At 47.9% G+C, this 19,544-nt stretch carries 14 protein-coding genes; 9 read left to right on the top strand and 5 right to left on the bottom strand.

What is annotated here, in order from left to right:
• Positions 1 to 18 precede the first annotated feature (18 nt).
• The 6 genes from F7D20_RS11380 (at position 19) to F7D20_RS11355 (ending at position 6,569) form a co-directional block, all read left to right on the top strand.
• Positions 19 to 2,265, top strand: a complete 2,247-nt coding sequence (locus tag F7D20_RS11380) for a TonB-dependent receptor (protein WP_158464142.1) — start codon at positions 19 to 21, stop codon at positions 2,263 to 2,265.
• A 163-nt stretch (positions 2,266 to 2,428) separates the two neighbouring features.
• The gene (locus F7D20_RS11375; RefSeq protein WP_158464141.1) at positions 2,429 to 3,781 is read left to right on the top strand and encodes a sigma-54-dependent transcriptional regulator; all 1,353 of its coding nucleotides are present in this window, start codon (positions 2,429 to 2,431) and stop codon (positions 3,779 to 3,781) included.
• A complete protein-coding gene (locus F7D20_RS11370; protein ID WP_158464140.1) occupies positions 3,771 to 4,967 on the top strand; it encodes a sensor histidine kinase in 1,197 nt (398 codons plus the stop codon). The genes F7D20_RS11375 and F7D20_RS11370 overlap by 11 nt, the downstream gene beginning before the upstream one ends.
• 78 nt (positions 4,968 to 5,045) lie before the next feature.
• Positions 5,046 to 5,366 (top strand): nucleotidyltransferase domain-containing protein, encoded by a 321-nt coding sequence (locus F7D20_RS11365; protein WP_158464139.1) that lies wholly within the window; start codon positions 5,046 to 5,048, stop codon positions 5,364 to 5,366.
• A gap of 5 nt (positions 5,367 to 5,371) precedes the next feature.
• Entirely contained in the window at positions 5,372 to 5,761 is a 390-nt protein-coding gene (locus F7D20_RS11360) for a HEPN domain-containing protein (RefSeq protein ID WP_117664037.1), read from the top strand.
• Positions 5,762 to 5,777: 16 nt separating this feature from the next.
• On the top strand, positions 5,778 to 6,569 hold the full coding sequence (locus tag F7D20_RS11355) for a Fic family protein (RefSeq protein ID WP_158464138.1): 792 nt from the start codon (positions 5,778 to 5,780) through the stop codon (positions 6,567 to 6,569).
• A gap of 83 nt (positions 6,570 to 6,652) precedes the next feature.
• Here the strand turns inward: F7D20_RS11355 and F7D20_RS11350 are convergent, their stop codons facing one another.
• The 5 genes from F7D20_RS11350 to F7D20_RS11330 all read right to left on the bottom strand — a co-directional run bounded on the left by F7D20_RS11350 (position 6,653) and on the right by F7D20_RS11330 (position 16,041).
• On the bottom strand, positions 6,653 to 7,318 hold the full coding sequence (locus tag F7D20_RS11350; protein ID WP_158464137.1) for an ABC transporter ATP-binding protein: 666 nt from the start codon (positions 7,316 to 7,318) through the stop codon (positions 6,653 to 6,655).
• Positions 7,319 to 7,366: 48 nt separating this feature from the next.
• Positions 7,367 to 9,751, bottom strand: a complete 2,385-nt coding sequence (locus tag F7D20_RS11345) for an ABC transporter permease (protein WP_158464136.1) — start codon at positions 9,749 to 9,751, stop codon at positions 7,367 to 7,369.
• A 78-nt stretch (positions 9,752 to 9,829) separates the two neighbouring features.
• Entirely contained in the window at positions 9,830 to 11,083 is a 1,254-nt protein-coding gene (locus F7D20_RS11340; RefSeq protein WP_117691791.1) for an efflux RND transporter periplasmic adaptor subunit, read from the bottom strand.
• Between the two features lie 56 nt (positions 11,084 to 11,139).
• Entirely contained in the window at positions 11,140 to 12,459 is a 1,320-nt protein-coding gene (locus tag F7D20_RS11335) for a TolC family protein (RefSeq protein WP_158464135.1), read from the bottom strand.
• Positions 12,460 to 12,777: 318 nt separating this feature from the next.
• Positions 12,778 to 16,041, bottom strand: coding sequence for a glycoside hydrolase family 2 TIM barrel-domain containing protein (locus tag F7D20_RS11330; RefSeq protein WP_158464134.1), 3,264 nt, complete (start codon positions 16,039 to 16,041; stop codon positions 12,778 to 12,780).
• Between the two features lie 440 nt (positions 16,042 to 16,481).
• Here F7D20_RS11330 and F7D20_RS11325 point away from each other — a divergent pair, with 440 nt between their 5' ends.
• From F7D20_RS11325 to F7D20_RS11315, 3 genes are all read left to right on the top strand, one after another.
• Complete coding sequence (locus F7D20_RS11325; protein ID WP_158464133.1) at positions 16,482 to 16,676, top strand: hypothetical protein; 195 nt, start codon at positions 16,482 to 16,484, stop codon at positions 16,674 to 16,676.
• A gap of 218 nt (positions 16,677 to 16,894) precedes the next feature.
• Entirely contained in the window at positions 16,895 to 18,715 is a 1,821-nt protein-coding gene (gene argS, locus F7D20_RS11320; RefSeq protein ID WP_158464132.1) for an arginine--tRNA ligase, read from the top strand.
• A 125-nt stretch (positions 18,716 to 18,840) separates the two neighbouring features.
• Entirely contained in the window at positions 18,841 to 19,314 is a 474-nt protein-coding gene (locus F7D20_RS11315; RefSeq protein ID WP_158464131.1) for an RNase H family protein, read from the top strand.
• Positions 19,315 to 19,544 lie beyond the last annotated feature (230 nt).

The raw sequence follows: 19,544 nt of genomic DNA, 5'->3' as shown, positions 1-19,544 counted from the left end.
AAGGTAACAAACAACATAATGAGAACTATATTGAAATCAATAATACTGATGAGCCTGTGCTCGTCAGCTACAGCCTCTGCTATGGCTATAAACGAAGCAAATCATGATAAAGAAGAAGCAAACATTCATGAAGAGGAAGCATGCGATTCTACCAAGCACCAGCCGCTGACGGAATCGAGCGTGAAACTGAACGAAGTGGTGGTAACAGGTTTGACGGGCAGCCAGAAGCTGAAGCAATCGCCGGCACCTATCTCCTTTGTTTCTGCCCGCCAGCTCGAAATGCAACCTTCTACCAACATCATCGACGCCATCGCCCACCAGCCTGGCGTTTCGCAGATTACCACGGGAAGCGGCATTTCAAAACCCGTTATCCGTGGCCTGGGCTATAACCGCGTGGTTGTGGTGAACGACGGAATAAGACAGGAAGGTCAGCAATGGGGCGATGAACACGGAATAGAAATCGACCCGGCTTCGGTTCATTCCGTAGAGATTCTGAAAGGTCCGGCAAGCCTCATGTATGGCTCGGATGCGATGGCAGGCGTCCTGATCTTCCACTCTGCTCCTACACTTGCCAAGGGCGACATGAGAGCGAATTTCTCTACGGGCTATCAAACCAACAACGGACTTTTTGACTATTCGCTCAACTTTGCCGGCAACCAGGGCGGATTCGTCTGGAACACCCGATACAGCGGCAAGATGGCGCATGCCTACAAGAACAAATACGATGGTTACGTATTCGGTTCTTCGCTCAGAGAGCAGGCTTTCTCGCAGCTTCTCGGCTGGAACTACCGAATGGGGCATTCGCACCTCACACTCGATTATTATCATCTCACTCCGGGCATCGTGGAGGGAGAAAGAGATGAGAAAACGGGAGAGCTGGAAGTGCCCGACGGCTACGATGTGAAGAGCTATGGCAAACCGATGCCTTATCAGCAGATTCATCATTACAAGGCTGTGCTGGATAATTCCTGGTTCCTGGGCGACGGCAACCTGAAACTCCTTCTGGGTTATCAGCAGAACCGACGTCAGGAGTTTGAGGAGGAAGAGAATCCGAAAGAATGTGGACTCGACTTCATGCTCCATACCGTGAATTACGACCTGCATTACCTTTCGCCGGAAATGAATGGATGGAAGTTCTCTACGGGCATCAACGGCATGTGGCAACAGTCGATAAACAAAGGCTCTGAATTCCTGATTCCAGCCTATCATCTCTTCGATTATGGTGTATTTGCCACGGTGAGCAAGGAGATAGGCAAACTGAACCTGAGCGGAGGAATCAGATACGATCATCGCCACCTGCACAGCGAGGCTTTGAGAGAAGAGGAGTCTTCGGAAAACAATGGAGGATTGGCTGGTTCCGATTCGGATCATGATGCTTTCCGCTTCCAGGCTTTCAAGCGCAGCTTTGAGGGAGTAACCGGAAGCATCGGATTGGCTTACGAAATCCTGCCCGATTTCAATATCAAGCTGAACGTAGCAAGAGGTTTCCGTGCTCCAAACATCAGCGAATTAGCATCTAACGGTGTGCACGAGGGAACCCAGCGATACGAATTGGGGAATACCAGTTTGAAGCCGGAAAACAGTTGGCAATTCGACCTTGGTTTAGATTATTCTTCGCCTATTATTTCGGCTTCCCTTTCTCTGTTTGCCAATCGCATCAACCATTACATCTACAGCGAGAAGTTGGCTGATGAGAATAATCAGCCTGTCCTCATCGACGACACGCCTGCCTATCAGTTTACATCAGGCGACGCCCGCATTCTGGGTGGTGAGGCAAGCATCGACATCCATCCTGTAGAGCGTCTGCATTTCGGCAACACCTTCTCGTATGTCAACTCCGTGCAGTTGCATCAGCCTGCCGAATCAAAGTATCTGCCATTCACCCCAGCCCCTCGTTGGGTTTCGGATGTAAGGTATGAGTTTGTCTGCGACGGCAAGACTTTCGACCATCTCTTCGTTAAGCTGCAGATGGACTGCAATCTTCGCCAGAACCATTATTTTGCAGCCAACAAGACGGAGACCGCCACGCCATCCTACACCTTATTGAATATTTACGCAGGAACCGACGTGAAGCTCCACGGCAAGCGCCTTCTCTCGCTCTATCTTTCTGGCGAGAACCTTACCAACCGTGCTTACCAGAACCACCTGAGCCGTCTGAAGTATCTTGACGTAAACCAGGTGACGGGCAGAAGAGGCGTTTACAATATGGGCCGCAACTTCAGCATAAAAGTTGTGGTTCCGATAGAGCTGCAACTCCCCTTATAGGATAAGCAATTCTGCATCAGAAATCTGAATTCTGAATAAACAAGTGCCGATAAGGGTGCCAAAAGTTGCAGAAAAAATAACTTTTGACACCACTATCGGCATTTTTCGTCTAATTATTAGACAATCATGGCCGCCTTTCTATGATATTTTATATCTTTGCACCATGATTAAGAAACAAGGAACGATATTGATTGTTGATGACAACCGCAACATTCTTACTACGGTGAGGATGCTGCTGGAACCCATATTCGATGGCATCATCACCGTCGCCAATCCTAACTCCATCCCTGCTAAACTGAGAGAGGAGCACCCCGACGTGGTGCTCCTCGACATGAACTTCTCCAGCGGAATCAATTCGGGCAACGAGGGATTGTACTGGCTCAGGGAAATCAAGAGCATCAGCCCGAAAACCGAAGTGGTGCTCTTTACCGCCTATGCCGACATCCAACTTGCCGTAACAGGCATCAAGGAAGGTGCCGCCGACTTCATCGTGAAGCCTTTTGAAAATGAGAAATTGGTTCGTACGCTGATAGAGGCAAGGGATAAGAACAAGCCTACAGATAAAGCTATCAGCAGAAAAGGTGGAAATGATTCGACTGGCATGATGTATTGGGGAGATAGCGAAGTGATGAACAATTTGAGAAGCATTGTAGAAAAGGTTGCCGCAACCGATGCAAACATCCTCATTACAGGCGAAAACGGAACGGGTAAAGAGGTATTGGCTAATGAAATACATCGTATGTCCACAAGAAGTGCGAAAAAGATGCTGCCTGTGGATATGGGAGCTATCACGGAAACCCTTTTCGAGAGCGAACTCTTCGGTCATGTGAAGGGTGCTTTTACTGATGCCAAGGTGGATAAACCGGGCAAGTTTGAGCTTGCCGACGGCAGCACCATCTTCCTGGATGAGATAGGAAACCTATCCTATGGTCTTCAGGCAAAACTCCTTACCGCCCTGCAACGCAGAAGCATCGTAAGAGTGGGGGGAAGCACGCAGATTCCTATCAACGTACGACTGGTTTGCGCCACCAACCGCAATCTGCAGCAGATGGTGAACGATGGCGAATTCAGAGAGGATCTGCTCTATCGCATCAACACCATCCATCTGGAATTGCCAGCCCTGAGACAGAGAAAATCAGACATCGTTCCATTGGCAGAAAGATTCCTCCGTCAATATGGCGATTTATATAATAAGGTGAATCTCCGCCTTTCGGAAGAGGCTGAGAAAAAACTTACCAGTTTGCCGTGGTACGGCAACATCCGTGAACTTCAGCACGCCATCGAGAAAGCCGTGATTCTATCTGATGGCGGAATGATTTCTGCCGAAGATATTGACGGCGGAAACCAGCAGAGAAGAGAGAAACCCCTGGAAGAGGTTCAGACGCTCGACGAGATGGAGAGCCGAATGATAGAGAAAACCATCAGGGAATGTGAGGGAAATCTGTCGGTGGTAGCCGCAAGGTTAGGTATTTCTCGCCAAACGCTTTATAATAAGATTAAGCGATATGGATTATAAACTAATTATAATTATCGTGCTTTTGCTTGTGGCTGTAGTAGGGTACATTCGACTTTACCGCCACTATCGCCGTAACATCAAGAAGGTAACTTTCCTTTTTGATGCGATAGATAATGGGGATTTCTCCTTCAGCTTTTCTACGGAGAAGGGGGTTAAGGAGGATAAGATACTGAATCTATCCCTCAACCGCATCAAACTCTTCCTGCAGCATACGAGAGAGGAGCAGATGGAGCGGGAGAAATATTACGAGCAGATTCTGAATGCGGTGGATACGGGCATCCTGGTGGTGGATAGTCACGACAACATCCTGCAACACAACCAGGCAGCCCTCCGGTTGCTCGATACGGATGTGCTTACCCACATGAATCAGGTAAAAGGGAAACTGAAGGATGAACACCTGGCAAAACATAAGACGCAAGCCATGCTGAAAGACAAGCACGTGCGCATCATCGCCCTGAGCGACGTGAGCCACGAGCTGAGTAACCAAGAGGTGGATTCTTGGATCAAACTGATTCGTGTGCTGACCCATGAAATCATGAATACCATCACGCCGGTTACTTCGTTGAGCGAGACTCTGCTTACCCGGGTTACAGAGGATAAAGACTTGAAGCAAGGCCTGGAAACCATCCACAAAACAGGAACAGAACTGTTGGCTTTCGTCAACAACTATCGCCGTTTCACCCATGTTCCCCAGCCTCAGCCTGCTCTCTTCTATGTGGAACCATTCCTGGAAAGAATGGCGATACTCTGCAACCACGAAGTAGAGATTTCGGTTACTCCCAAGGATTTGCTGGTTTACACCGACGAGAGCCTCCTCTCTCACGTAGTAACGAATCTTCTGAAGAATGCCGTAGAAGCTTTCAAGGAAAAGGAAAAGGAAAGAGAAGACAAGCAGGAATGTCGCTCCGCGGATTTGCAATCCGCGGCAAGCAAGAAGGCATTTATCCGTCTCAAAGCCTATGCCAACACCCAGGAATCCATCATCATCGACGTGAGCAACAACGCCGGTCTCATCCCCGAAGATGTAGCCTCCCACATTTTCATCCCGTTCTTCACCACGAAGCCGGAAGGAAGCGGAATCGGGCTCTCCCTTTCCCGCCAAATCATGCGAGTAAGCGGCGGCAGCCTTTCGCTCCATCAGGACAAGGCACAGGGAATCACCACCTTCCGCATCATCATCCCATAAAAAAGTATAATTTGGGGAAGGAAAGTTTGGCACTTTCGCTTTTTTACCATATCTTTGCCTTTATAAAAGATTAAGCTTATGTCAACAGACGATAAGACCATATTAAAGATAAAAGAAATAGCTAAATCTGCTATTCCTTCAGGAAGCAAGGCTATATTGTATGGATCAAGAGCGAGAGGTGATGCTCGCAACGATTCAGACTGGGACATTCTTATCCTTTTAGACAAAGACAAACTGGAACAAACGGACTATGACAAAGTAAGTTACCCGTTTGTTTTGTTAGGTTGCGACCTCGGCACAGAAATCAATCCCATTCTTTACACAAAGAAAGAATGGGAATCGTATAACTTCACCCCTTTTTACGAGAATGTAAATCGAGACGGCATTAGTTTAATATAAAAGTTATGGATCAAGTAAACAAAGACACATTAATCAGTCTGCAAGTAGAAAAAGCCAAGCGCTTTTTAACTCAAGCAGATGAAATGGTTGAACTAAAGCATTGGGATTTAGCAGCCAATCGCTATTATTATGCCTGCTTCCATGCCGTACAAGCTCTATTCATAGCAAAAGGTGTTAATGCCCACACTCATGCTGGCATTAACACCCAATTCAGTTTACACTTTGTAAAGACTGGTATCGTAGATATCTCTTATGGCAGTTTCCTCGCCCGTATGTTCCAGTTAAGGCAAAAAGCCGATTACAACTGCGCGTACGAAATTTCCGAAAATGACATACTGGAAATTATTGGCTTATCACACGATTTTATAAAAAACATATTAAAGTTAGTCAAATAATTACTTACAGAAGATTATGGCATTCGAAAAGGAAATCAAGGAATACGAGGATTTGAGAGGAAAATATCAAACCCTTATCATCAATAAAATGGATAGAGAAGAGTACATCAAATATAATGAAGTACTCTTCTCTACCCATTCATGCGCCATTGAAGGCAACTCATTCTCCGTAGATGATACCCGGGAACTGAAGGAGAAAGGATTAGGGATGATTCCTGCCGGAAAGACTCTTTTCGAGGCTTTCGAAATGCTTGACCACTTCGAAGCCTTTGAGTACATGATGCAAAACACGCAGCATCCACTCGACGAGAATTTTCTAAAAGAAATCAACAGGCGGGTTACCAGCCATACGCTTTCCTACCGTTCCCCAGAAGCTATTCCGGGCGAATACACCACCACGGACATGGCTGCAGGCGACACGGTATTTGGCAACCACGAAGAACTCATCGCCAGAGTTCCCAAGCTGTTGGAATCTACTGAAAAGGCTATCGTTTCGGCAGCCGTTCATCCCGTGATTCTTGCAGCCCGCTTCCATGGCTTCTACGAATATCTTCATCCGTTCCGTGATGGGAATGGAAGAACAGGACGACTCGTCAGCAACTACATTCTCTTAAGATTGAATCATCCTCTCCTCATCATCCCATCCGAAGCCCGCCAGGAATACATTTCTGCCCTCCGTATGATTCGTACGGAAGCAACTGACGAGCACCTCATCCGCTTCTTCTTCAAGATGGCAATACAGAGGATGGAAGAAGAGCTGAAGCAGAAAGAGGCTAACACCAAGCGATTTATGACTTTTCTCTTCTAATATGGTCAAACATTTTGCGGATTTCGGCATATTCGCACCAAAACATTTTGCGGATTTCGGCAAAATAAGGTTAAAACATTTTTTTACTCATCCACAATCTGTCCATCAAACAAGCGGACGATTCGATGGGCTATCTTGGCATCATGCTCATTATGCGTCACCATGACGATGGTGGTACCTTCGTGGTTCAGTTCGGTAAGCAGATGCATTACTTCGGCTCCATTCTTCGAATCAAGATTACCAGTTGGCTCATCGGCAAGGATAAGCTTAGGTCCGAAGACTACGGCACGGGCGATGGCTACTCGCTGCTGCTGACCACCTGATAGCTGATGAGGGAAGTGCTTGGCACGATGGCTGATGGCCATTCGCTTCATAATCGCCTGCACCTTTGCCTTGCGCTCCGCCTTCGGAATGTTGAGGTAAGTAAGAGGAAGTTCGATGTTCTCCTCTACATTCAAATCATCTATCAAGTTGAAGCTCTGGAACACAAAACCGATTTCTCCCTTTCTCACATCCGTGCGCTCCTTTTCCTTCAGGTTTGCCACCTCGTGATTTCCCAGGAAATATTTTCCCGAAGTAGGATTGTCGAGCAAACCGAGGATATTGAGCAAGGTGGATTTGCCGCAACCGGATGGTCCCATAATGGCAACAAACTCGCCGTCTTCTACTGTGAAAGATACATTATTTAAAGCAATCGTCTCCACATCTTCTGTGCGGAATGACTTGCAAAGATTCTCTATTTTAAGCATTTTCTTATCTTTTTACTTTTTTACCTTTTTACTTTTTTACTTTTAATATTATTCATCCTTGAGATACTTCACCGGATTACTGTTAGCCACCTTGTAGCAGTTGATGACAACGGAAAGCCCGATGATGACAAGCAAGATGATGGTAACGCCGATAAACAACAAAGGCGTCATCGTAATCTTCTCGCTAAACGACATGAGCCATTGTCGGGCTATCAGCCAAGCCCCCAAGTCGCCCACGATAATGCAAGGCAAGGCAATCTTCATAATGTCCTTCAGGAAGATGCGAAGAATATCCTTCACCTTGGCTCCGTTCACCTTTCTTATCGCAATTTCCTTGCGGCGGCGGTTTACCTCATCACTCGTATAACCCACCAATCCGAAGAGGGCGATAATCATCGTCACGATGCCGGCTACCAGGATTCCGTTGCGGAAATTGAGCTGGGAAGCATACTGGTTAGCCAGTTCAGAGGCATAACTCTTCACGACGACCTTATTGTTAGGATACATCGCCTGCACCTTCGATTGCAACTCCGACAACGATTCATCCCTTAGTTCTTTAAACTTAACCAACATATAATAAGCCGTCTTGGCTGAATAGAAATACAAGTCAGGAAATTCATTCATTCCATCACCCCCGGTTCCCACAGCACCCCAGCGGATATTCTTGCTCACGCCACAAATGGTAAAGATATTATTATCATGACCCGTACAGGTAATTTGCTTACCAACTACGCCATCCTTCCAATGCCACGTTTTGATGAGTTTCTCAGCACCTCGTTCATCAATAATAACCTGTCGGCAACTGTCATTTCTTTCCGTAAAGAAAGAACCCTGAACGATAGGAATATTCATCATCTTAAAGAAATTATCGTCCACTCCCGACATCTCCATGATATTAAAGGTATTCTTATCGTCGCCAGGTACTCCTACCATATTTCCACTACGATCATACCCATCGAGCGGAACATTAAAAGTCGAACTGCAATCCATGACATTCGGCATCCGTCTGATTTCTGCCAGACATTGGTTGCGCTGGTCTCTATTGCTGGCATCTATCGAAACAATCGCTACATGATTGTAATCATACCCAGGATTGAGCCCCAACATCAGCTGGTATTGACCATTCACGATGTAAAGCAAACTGAACAGCAAACCAGAGATAACGAACTGGATACCCAACAAGGCAAGCTTCCATCGGTTGCGATTCTCATTATAACCACGGAAAGCGATGGCTACAGGAATCCTGTTGTAAAGCCAACCTGGCAGCAAGCCGCCAACCAGCAGTACCAGAATACAGATAGCCACCAATATCCAACTGCCACGATTAAGTACCAACATGCTTACCGGAGCAGAAAGGAAATTTTCGATGGTTCCCTTGCAAAGGAACACAAGAACAGCCGCAAGAACAACCGCCAGCCCCACATGCACCAAAGCCTCAGAGAAAATGATGGCATGAATGTTCTTCGATTCGGCACCATAGCACTTACGGACAGCCATTTCGCGAGAACGACCCACGAGATTTCCAACGATGATAAGCAGATAGTTCATCACAGAAGTGAAGAGGAGGACAAAAGCGATAATTCCCATAATCCATCCCATCTTCTTGATATAAGGATTTTGGGTGTAAACATCGCTCAATACCGTGAAATCATAGTTCAGTTCTATTCCCATATTCTTCATCTCCTTCAAAGGGAAATGATCCTCTCGCATCTTATTCACGTAAGGCTTGAGTTCTTTTGCCTCATGCCCCTTTGCCAACCGGATGTAGGACCTATAGGAATCATTTCCCACCCATTGGCCTCTGCCATCGTAGGAATATACGTATGGCACACTACACATCGACAGAATCATCTGCGTACCATGAAAGGAAGAACCCCATGGAAACGCTTCGAAAACACCATAGATGGTAAAAGTGGTTCCCGGATAATTAGAAAGCGTGAAATGCTTGCCTACAACATTGCCGCCAATCTTTGCTGCCGTTTCAGAATCGATGAGACAGGATAAGGGTTGGGATAATATTTGTTTAGCCTTGCCTATCAATATCTTCTGTGGAAAGACATCGAAGAAACAACTATCTGCCATCCTAATATTGGCAGAAACGATGTTCTGGTCTTCCATCTTGCATTGGGCATCATCATAAAAATAGTGAGTACTGGTAGCAGTTTCCACCATAGGCGCATATTGTTTTACACCTTGGGCGGTGGCTCCTGAAGTATTGGTAAACTCCATGGTTTCGCCCTGGTTACTCCCCACTTCCGAAATCAGATACGTCCTTTCCCATCCTGGGAAGTACGTATCGTAAGTCTGCTCGAAATAAATCTCGGCAATAATTACCGAACTGATTGCCAATCCGAGCGCCAGGCACAAGATCTTCACGAAATTGTGCTGGCCTCTTCGGGGCAGATTCTTGAATGCGTTAATAATATGATTCATATCAAATATCCTGTTTCAAGGGCGTTAGCCCAATTTATCACTAATCACTACTAATTAATCATTACTAACTAATCACTACTAATTAAAAACTAATACATCATTATCCTTATAGGCTTCATAGCCGCTAACGATAACCTGCTCGCCCGGCTCCAAGCCTTCAATTACCTCATAATATTGAGGATTCTGGCGACCGATGGTTATCTTGCGGCGATAAGCCTTCTTGCCACTCTTGTCTAATACAAAAATCCATTGACCGCCCGTTACACTATAAAACGTGCCTTTAGGGATAATTATTGCCTGCTTCGACTGACCGAGCTGCAAATCTACATAATAGGTCTGACCGGTTCGGATATTGCCAGGGCGAACACCTTTGAAGACGAAGTCGATGCGGAACCTGCCGTCTCTTACCTCGGGATAAACCTTGCGAACCTGCAAGAGATAATGCTTGCCGTTCTGGTCGAAAGTGGCAGTAAGCCCCGGTTTTACCCGGTCGATGTAATGCTCATCCACCTGCGCCTGTACCTTGAAATCGCTGAGATCGTTGATGACTCCTATCTTCTGTCCGGCAGAAATGCTCTGTCCCAACTCCACATCGAGCAAACCGATTTCGCCCGAAATGGTGCTGCGGATGTTCAGCTTCTCCTTGCGCTGGCGAACCAATTGCACATTCTTCTGCATGGCTTCCAGATTATCGCCCATCTGATCCATCTGCGAACGGCGCAACTGGGCATCCTTCTTCAATCGCTTGCTGATGAGTGCATGCTTCTTGACGGCAAGGTCGTAATCTTCCTTAGCCTTCAGATACTCCTCGCGCGAATTGAGTTCTTCCTTGTGCAACGCCTCCTGATGCTGATAGGAACGGCGCTTGGTAATGACATCCTGCGAAAGCGACAGTTCCTCGTTGCTATTGTTCAGACGGTCCTGCTCCATCGAAATCTGGGTGTTGCGAAGCATGTCCTGCTTTTCGGCAAGTTCGCTCTCGGCATTCAGAATCTCCAGGTCGAGATTCGAATTGCTCAATTTCACGATGACATCGCCCTTGTTCACGTGGGCACCTTCATCCACCACTTTCTCCAGAACAATACCGCCCTCCTCGGAACTGATCTGCACCACGGAGATAGGAACCACCTGTCCATCCACCGAAACATAATCGTTGAACTGCGCCTTCTCCACGGTTCCGATGCTCAATCCCTTCCTGTCCACCTTCAGGGTGGAAGAGAAATTGCTCAATCCCAACCAAATGAGGACTGCGATCAAAACCGCTCCTCCGCCAATCCATGCCCAATACTTGCGAGGCACGAGATATTTTTTCTTTTCTATCTTTATATCCATAATTTAAGTGAAGAGTGAAGAACGAAAAGTGAAGAATTCACTTGCATTCTCCAGGTTTATTTAATTAAATTTTCTCCCTGGTAATAAGCAACCAACCTTTGTTTGATAATGAGCAACATCTGCATCTGGAGTTCCTTGATTCTGCTTTCCAGAAGCGTCTGGGCTGCGGTATGAAGATCGAAGGTGGAAAGCATTCCTTCCTCAAACTTCCGGCTCGACATGTGATAGGCGAGCGAATCGGAGGCAACCTTCTTCTGCATCTGATGCAACTCCTTGGCGTAACCCTCAGCATCCATTACCGCCTGAGCGATCTGGTCGTGAAGCTTGCGCCTGGTTTCCTCCAGGTTCACCTGCGCCAGTTGCCAGTCGTTGTGTGCCTTTTTCACGCTGTGCCAGCGGTCGCTATTATAAATAGGTATGGAAAGGGTCAACGCGAGGTATTCGCCCTGGTTGTTGCGAAACTGCGAGGCAAACCCATCGTATTGCCCTTTCTGAGAGAGATTCTTGTAATAGTTGGTAGAAATGCCGCCACCGAGAGAGAGTGATGGCAGCAATCTGCCTTTTGCTATCTTATAATCATACCTTGCCCGCTCCACTTCGTATTCTGCCGATTTCAAATCGGGAGAAATATGCTGGAAGCCCTGGTAAACGATTTCGTAGTTTACTCCAGATTCAGAAACCTCTTTATATCCTGACTTCAGTTCCAATTTCAGCTCTTCATCCACCGGAAAATTCATCGCAGATTTCAAGGCGAGCAGACTCTGTTTTGCCACATTCTCCTGATGCGTAAGATTATATTCATCTTCCGCCACCTGCGATTCCATCTGCACCACATCCGGGCGCCCCTTCTCGCCCAGTTCATACAGACGCTTCATCTTAGCCAGCATCCGCTTGCTTTCGTTCAGTTTCTCGCTTGCTATCTGAATGCTTGCCTCAGCATAGGCAGCATCCACATATTTCTGCATCACGTCGATGGCTCGGTCGTCCTGAATTTTCCGCATCGCCGTGGCTGAATAATCCCGGCTCAGCTTAGCCTGCTTCAAGGCGTTGATGGTGGCGAAACCATCGAAGACATTCAGTTCGGCATAAAGCTGATAATAGTTGTTGAATGTCGTTACATTATTATAAGTATTGGTTTCCGGGTCGATGTTTCGTCCCCAGGCGTACTGTCCCTGCACGCCTCCCGACACAGTTGGCAGGAATCCTGCCACAGCATGCTGGTAATCCTGCTTGCGCTGGCGGACATTTACCACCTCCCGCTTCACCTCCGTGGCGTGCTTCACGGCGTATTTCATGCAGTCGTCAAGGCTCCAGCTCTGTGCCGAGGATCCAGCCGCCCAGACCAACCATCCTATCAACATTCCTATTCTTTTCATAATCTTCTTCATTTTGGCATGATAAGGACAAGAGCCGTGCCAAAACAGTACTTCTTCTGACTATCAAGTCTTTAGACGAAAACCCTTATTAAACAAACTGTCCAACAATTAGACACCACCGTCTAATTGTTGGACAGAAACCTCAAATTAAAGCTGATCATTCTAAACAGCAGCTAACACTCCTGCCATTTCAAGGAATGACTATATAAAACTTTTCCATATTCTCCAAAAGAAGAAGAATATTTCTAAACACTTCAGAAACGATAGACAGCAAAGCTGTGTGGCTTCAATGTGGCATGAAGTAGGATCTCTCCTTTCTTATTTCTTCACAGGCACAAGGACAAAGCTGAAGCTCTTGTTGCCGGCATGTACGCGATAAGGAGCCAAAGGCCATGCGCCCCAGGAGTTCTCGCCTCCCACTCCATAATGTTCGCCATCGAGGAAGAGGTTGGTGAACCGTGACTTCTGCAGATTAAAGCTGTGGCGCTGTTCCTTCTCGTCGCCATCGTCCAACTCGTCGGTATCGAAGTGAAGGGCTGATGCATAGAAAGGCTGACAGCTCTTTACCGTCAGTCCGAAGCCATTGCTGTCGGTCTGCTTCCACCAGCGCATATCGCTCTTGGTTCCGCTTTCCTGTGGACGGATGTAGGGGAAATATTGATTGTCGGCCTGGTCGCGATAGATGCCTATGCGCATGCATTCCTTTCGGTCGGAATAGTTCTCTATAGGTCCTCGGCCATAGTACTCGCTCTCCGACATATCGTAAGGCAACTGCATGAGCATGCCGAAGCGAAAGAGGTCGTCCGCCTTCTCGCCTTCTGCCATCTGAAGGGTTTCGGTGACTTTCACCATGCCTGTATTCGCCATGACGAGATAGGTCACCGACAGGTCGGCTTTCAGTTGTGGCAGGGTGTAGGTGGCACAGATGCTGAAGGTGTTCGCCTTCTTGTCCTTCGCTGTCGTGAGGGTTTTCAGAGTCAGCTCAGGCTGCTTCCACAACTTGAACTTTTTCTGCAGACCAGCGCCCATGTCGTTGTCGGTGGGAGCTCGCCAGAAGTTGGGTTTCAAGGTTCCGCCCTCGCCCAGGAGCGACTTGCCCTTACAGGTAAAGGCAGAGATGAGTCCCGTGGCGCGGCTTATCTTCAGGGTGAGGTCGGGAGTGACGACAGCCAGGTCGGCTTCGCCCTTCCGGTCGATGAGTTTTGCCTTCACGTTCTTGCCGGCTGGGGTGCTTGCCTGTTTTGACGTACAATGTCCGCAGCATGATTTCTCCTTCACCGCCAACTGACTGTAGGCTATGATCTGTCCTGCCTCCATGAGCGGCTCTGCCTTCTTCAGGCGGAAGTCAATATCGAGGAACACCTCCTTGCCCTTCACCTTCGACAGGTCGTAAGGAATGGTGAAAGTCTTGGTCTGCTGTGGAGCCACGTCGATGTCGGCAAGGGTTCCGTTCTGAGTCTCCACGCCATCTTCTATCAGGCTCCACGCCAGGGCGCAGTTGCTCAGGTCGGCGAAGAAATTCTCATTATATACATTCACCTCTCCCTTCTGAGCGTCCTTCATCGTGGTCCAGATGTTCTGATACTGATAAGCCAACTCGTAGGCATGAGGATTGAGCTGACGGTCGGGACCTACGATTCCATTGCAGTTAAAATTGTTGTCGCTGGGGTCGTATTTGTTATAGTCGCCACCATAGGTGTATTCTATCTGCCGCAGCTGCTCGTTGCTCATGTCATCGGCCTTGATGCTCATAGGCTTCTGTGGATGGCGATGCAGTGCCTGGTCGACGAAGTCCCAGTCGAAACCGCCCTGGAAGATGGGATACTTACGCACAAGCGCCCAATAGTCGCTCAGATTGCCACCCGAGTTGCCCATGGTGTGGTTGTACTCACACTGTATAAGAGGCTTGTTGCTCGCAGGATTCTTGCTGTATGCCTCGCAGTCTTTCACCGAATAATACATCGGACAGTAAATATCGGTTCCATCACCATGGCCTGCCTGCTCATACTGCACAGGACGGCTCTGGTCCTGACTCTTGATCCACTTGTAAGCCTGCATGAAGTTGTCGCTCATCACGGTCTCATTGCCCAGGCTCCAGGTTACGATCGAGGGATGGTTGTAGAAGTTGCACACGTTGTGCTGGTTGCGCTCCATAATCTGTCGGGCAAACATAGGCTTTCCGGCTGCGGCATCCTTGCCATACTGGAAACCGTGACTCTCCTGGTTGGCTTCTGCCACCACATAGATGCCATACTCGTCGCAGAGGTCGTACCAACGTGGATCGTCGGGATAGTGACAGGTTCGCACGGCGTTGATGTTCAGTCGTTTCATCAGGCGTATGTCCTGCAGCATGCGCTCCATGCTTACCACGTATCCACCATCAGGATCCATCTCATGACGGTTGGCTCCCTTGATGAGTACAGGCTGACCGTTGACCAAGAACTGGCGGTTCTTTATTTCCACCTTGCGGAAACCCACCTTGACGGGTGTCACACTGGCACGCATGTCGGCTCTTTTGCCAACTCCCGACAGCGAAACCTGCAGGGTGTAGAGATAAGGTGTTTCGGCTGTCCACTTATGAGGATTGTCTACCTTCATAGACAGCTGAGCCAGACCATTCTTGGCAACCCCGACAGCTGTTGCCACCTGCTTGCCATCCTTGTCGAAGAGGATGAGGTTGAGGGTTCCGTGGCCCTTCACCTTGGCTGCCACCTGCAGCACGCCGTCCTTGTAATTGTTCACCAGATCGGGAGTGATGCGAATGTCCTCAAGCTGCAGATGGGCGTCACGGGCATAGAGATAGTTCTCGCGAGCCACACCACTCAGACGCCAGAAGTCCTGATCCTCGCACCAGGAACCGTCGCACCAACGGAATGTCTGGAAGGCTATGAGGTTCTTGCCCTTCTTTAGGAAGGGAGTGATGTCGAACTCGGCTGCCACCTTGCTGTCTTCTGCATAGCCGGCAAACTGTCCGTTCACATATAGATAAATATTGGAAGTTACGCTTCCGAAGTGGGCTATCACCTGCTTGCCGTCCCAGTTGGCAGGAATGTCTATCTGTCGACGGTAAGAGCCCACATGATTGTCCTTGACTGGCACGGCAGGCGGCTGCTCATCGAAATGTCCGCGCCAGGCAAAGCCTATGTTCACATACTCCGGCTGACCATAGCCGTTGAGTTCCCAGTTGCCGGGAACAGGAATCGTGCCCCAATGAGAGTCATCGAGGTTGGTAAGATAGAAATCTGTTGGGCGCTGGTCGGCATTCTCCACCCACTTGAACTTCCATATTCCGCCAAGAGAAAGGAAATTCTGACTCATCGTCTTGTCTACACTGGAAAGATTGCGGCTCTTTACCACTCCGCCTTCCTCATACACCATGTCGGCAAAGGGATAGGTGAAGAAGGATGTGTGAAGAGGCAAACGGTTGATTTCGTTCACCTGCAGGTCGTGCCACTCGGTGAAAGTGGGTTGCTGAATGGTTGTCTTGTTCATTTTCCGGGCTGTTGTCTTAGGCTTCTTGGCTCCGTAAGAGTACATGGTCAAAGCTGCCAAACCCAAAGTAAGGAATAGTTTTCGTTTCATTGTTGTTGAATGATATAAAGGGATTTATTTGGTTTATCCAGTTCATCAGAGTCCCCTTGCCGCAAGCGTCAGGAACTCTATTTTTGCAAAATTGTTGTTGTCTTGCTGCAAAAATAAGTGTTTTTTCTGACTTGGCAATCATTCTTTATGTTAAAAATGTTATCTTTACACTTATTCTCTTAAAAAGGATGACTTTGTATCGACATACAGACAAACATCTACGCCCGTCATTCTCACTTTTCAAACTGGTAAAATGAATCTGCCCAACTGGATAACTCAACTCCCGTAAAAACTCCTGAAAGAACTCCCAGACCAGCAAAACACAAGAATAATTAAAACTTTTCAATACTCATCGAAATAAAATGAGAAAAAACTTTGCTCTTCTGTAAAAAAACTGTATCTTTGTCACCAGAAACAAACAACATAACGACATTAGGAACATGATGACTATCGAAGAATACAGAGCTGCCATACTGAAGGCTTTGCTCGATGCGAAAAACGAGGACGGCACTCCTGCCATCACAGCCAAGGAAGCAGAGGAAGCCCTTCGTGGCTTTACGGATGACGAACTGAACGACGGCATTCTGTGGAACACACCAGAAGACGTTGCTGCCATCATCCTCGAAGGTGTATAGACCTTCAGGATAGCAGTTACGAGTTTTTTATTCTCTGCTCTCGGTACTATTCTCGAAAGAGTGTAGACCTCTGGGGGAGATTGCCCTTAAAATTTATCGTGATTTATTTTGCATTGTCCTTTATTTGCAGTAACTTTGCACCGCAAAACACATTCCTGCCAAAGAAGGAGAATGTTTCTTGCATAATTATTGAATAATTACCGGTAAAATTAGTATAAATGAAGATAGAAAACGAAATCATCAGCTCGGTCATCGCTGCGGTGAAAGAGCTTTACGGACAGGACGTGCCTGAGAAAATGGTGGCCCTGCAGAAAACCAAGAGTAATTTCGAAGGAAACCTTACCCTCGTCGTGTTCCCATTCCTCAAAATGTCAAAGAAGAAACCTGAGGATACTGCACAGGAAATTGGCGAATACCTGAAGAAGAACTGCTGCAATGTGATTGCCGACTTCAATGTGGTTAAAGGTTTCCTGAATCTTTCTATCGCTCCTGCTGCATGGGTAGGACTCTTAAATACCATCAACGCTGACCCTAAGTTCGGTGAGAAACCTGTCACAGAGCAGAGCCCGCTCGTCATGATCGAGTACTCTTCTCCTAACACCAACAAACCTCTCCACCTCGGTCACGTGCGCAACAACCTCCTGGGCTGGTCATTGGCTCAGATTATGGAGGCCAACGGCAACAAGGTGATCAAGACAAACATCGTGAACGACCGTGGTATCCACATCTGCAAGTCTATGCTCGCCTGGCTCAAGTGGGGCAATGGCGAGACTCCTGAGACTTCCGGCAAGAAGGGCGACCACCTCATCGGCGACTACTATGTGGCTTTCGACAAGCACTATCGTGAGGAAATCGCAGAGCTCAAGGCTCAGTACATGAAGGAGGGCATGGAGGAAGAAGCTGCCACAGAGAAGGCAAAGGCAGAGGCTCCGCTCATCAAGGAAGCTCACGAGATGCTCGTGAAGTGGGAGAACAACGACCCTGAGGTTCGTGCACTCTGGCAGAAGATGAACAACTGGGTTTACGCCGGCTTCGATGAGACCTACAAGATGATGGGCGTAAGCTTCGACAAGATATATTATGAGTCAAACACCTACCTCGAGGGAAAGAAGAAGGTAGAGGAAGGACTGGAGAAGGGACTCTTCTTCCGCAAGGACGACAACTCGGTTTGGGCTGACCTTACCGATGAGGGACTCGACCAGAAGCTCCTGCTCCGTTCCGACGGCACTTCGGTCTATATGACTCAGGACATCGGTACTGCCGACCTCCGCTTCAAGGACTTCCCTATCGACAAGATGATCTACGTGGTGGGCAACGAGCAGAACTATCACTTCCAGGTGCTCTCTATCCTGCTCGACCGCCTCGGCTTCAAGTGGGGCAAGGACTTGGTTCACTTCTCTTACGGAATGGTAGAGTTGCCTAACGGTAAGATGAAGAGCCGCGAGGGAACCGTAGTTGACGCCGATGACCTGATGGCAGAGATGATTAAGGACGCTCGCCAGACAAGCGACGAACTGGGCAAGTTCAAGGACATGAGCGAGGAAGAGCGCCAGGAGATTTCACGCATCGTGGGTCTTGGAGCCTTGAAATATTTCATCCTCAAGGTGGACGCACGCAAGAACATGCTCTTCAACCCAGAAGAGAGCATCGACTTCAACGGCAACACTGGTCCTTTCATCCAGTACACCTATGCTCGTATCCGTAGCATCATGCGCAAGGCTGCCGCCGAGGGCATTGAGATTCCTGCCACATTGAGCGCAGATGCTCCTATCAATGAGAAGGAGATTGACCTCATACAGAAGATGAACGACTTCGCCACAGCCGTGGCTGATGCGGGCAACAACTACAACCCTGCCGGCATAGCCAACTACTGCTACGAGCTGACCAAGGAGTTCAACCAGTTCTATCACGACTACAGCATCCTGAATGCTGAGAGCGAGGCAGAGAAGACTACACGCTTAGTACTGGCTGCCAACATCGCCAAGATTCTGAAGAACGGTATGGCGCTGCTCGGTATCGAGGTTCCTGAAAGAATGTAATGAATAACCTACAATTTAAAATAAAGAATATTGACTATTGACAAATAATGAGCAACCCCAGAGCCAAGAGCTCTGGGGAATGCTCATTTCGTTTTTTTACCCACTACAGCTATTTTCTATCATCAATGAACAAATTGCCAGCCAATCCTCCTTCATGGAGAAACGACACCGTGCTGCCCTTGCCCATGGAAGTGAATGCCAACGCATGGGCTGTTGACGCAGCCTGCTCGGGAAACCCCGGACCGATGGAATACCAATGCATCGACCTGCAGACAGGAGCACAGGTGTTTCACTATGGACCGCTGCACGGCACCAACAACATTGGCGAATTTCTTGCCATCGTGCACGCCTTGGCTCTCATGGAGCAAAGGGGCATTACCGACAAGGTGATCTATAGCGACAGCGTGAACGCGCAACTGTGGGTACAGAAGAAACAATGCAAGACCAAGCTGGAACGCAACGCGCAGACTGAACAACTGTATCAAATCATAGCCCGAGGCGAGAATTGGCTCCGTACACACAACATCACAACCCCCATACTGAAATGGGAAACTAAGAAATGGGGTGAGATTCCTGCCGACTTCGGAAGAAAGGGATAGGAAACAAAGAATACGAGTTGGACATTAGAAGCCATCCTCGCCCGCCAAGCGCTCGTGGAATGCAGCGGAAAAGAGACCAACAGCCTGGGAGAGGAAAGCTGCCTGAGGGCTGAAAATTTGTTTCAGTTTCAGTTGTTTCAATTAATTTTTTGAGGGTTCCAACTTTCGTTTTTTATTCTTTTTTCTTTACTATATTATATTATATTATTATATAACTATTTAATATATAT

Source organism: Segatella copri, from assembly GCF_009495355.1.
Taxonomy (GTDB): Bacteria; Bacteroidota; Bacteroidia; order Bacteroidales; family Bacteroidaceae; genus Prevotella.
This window is presented reverse-complemented; position numbering and strand designations above follow the sequence as displayed.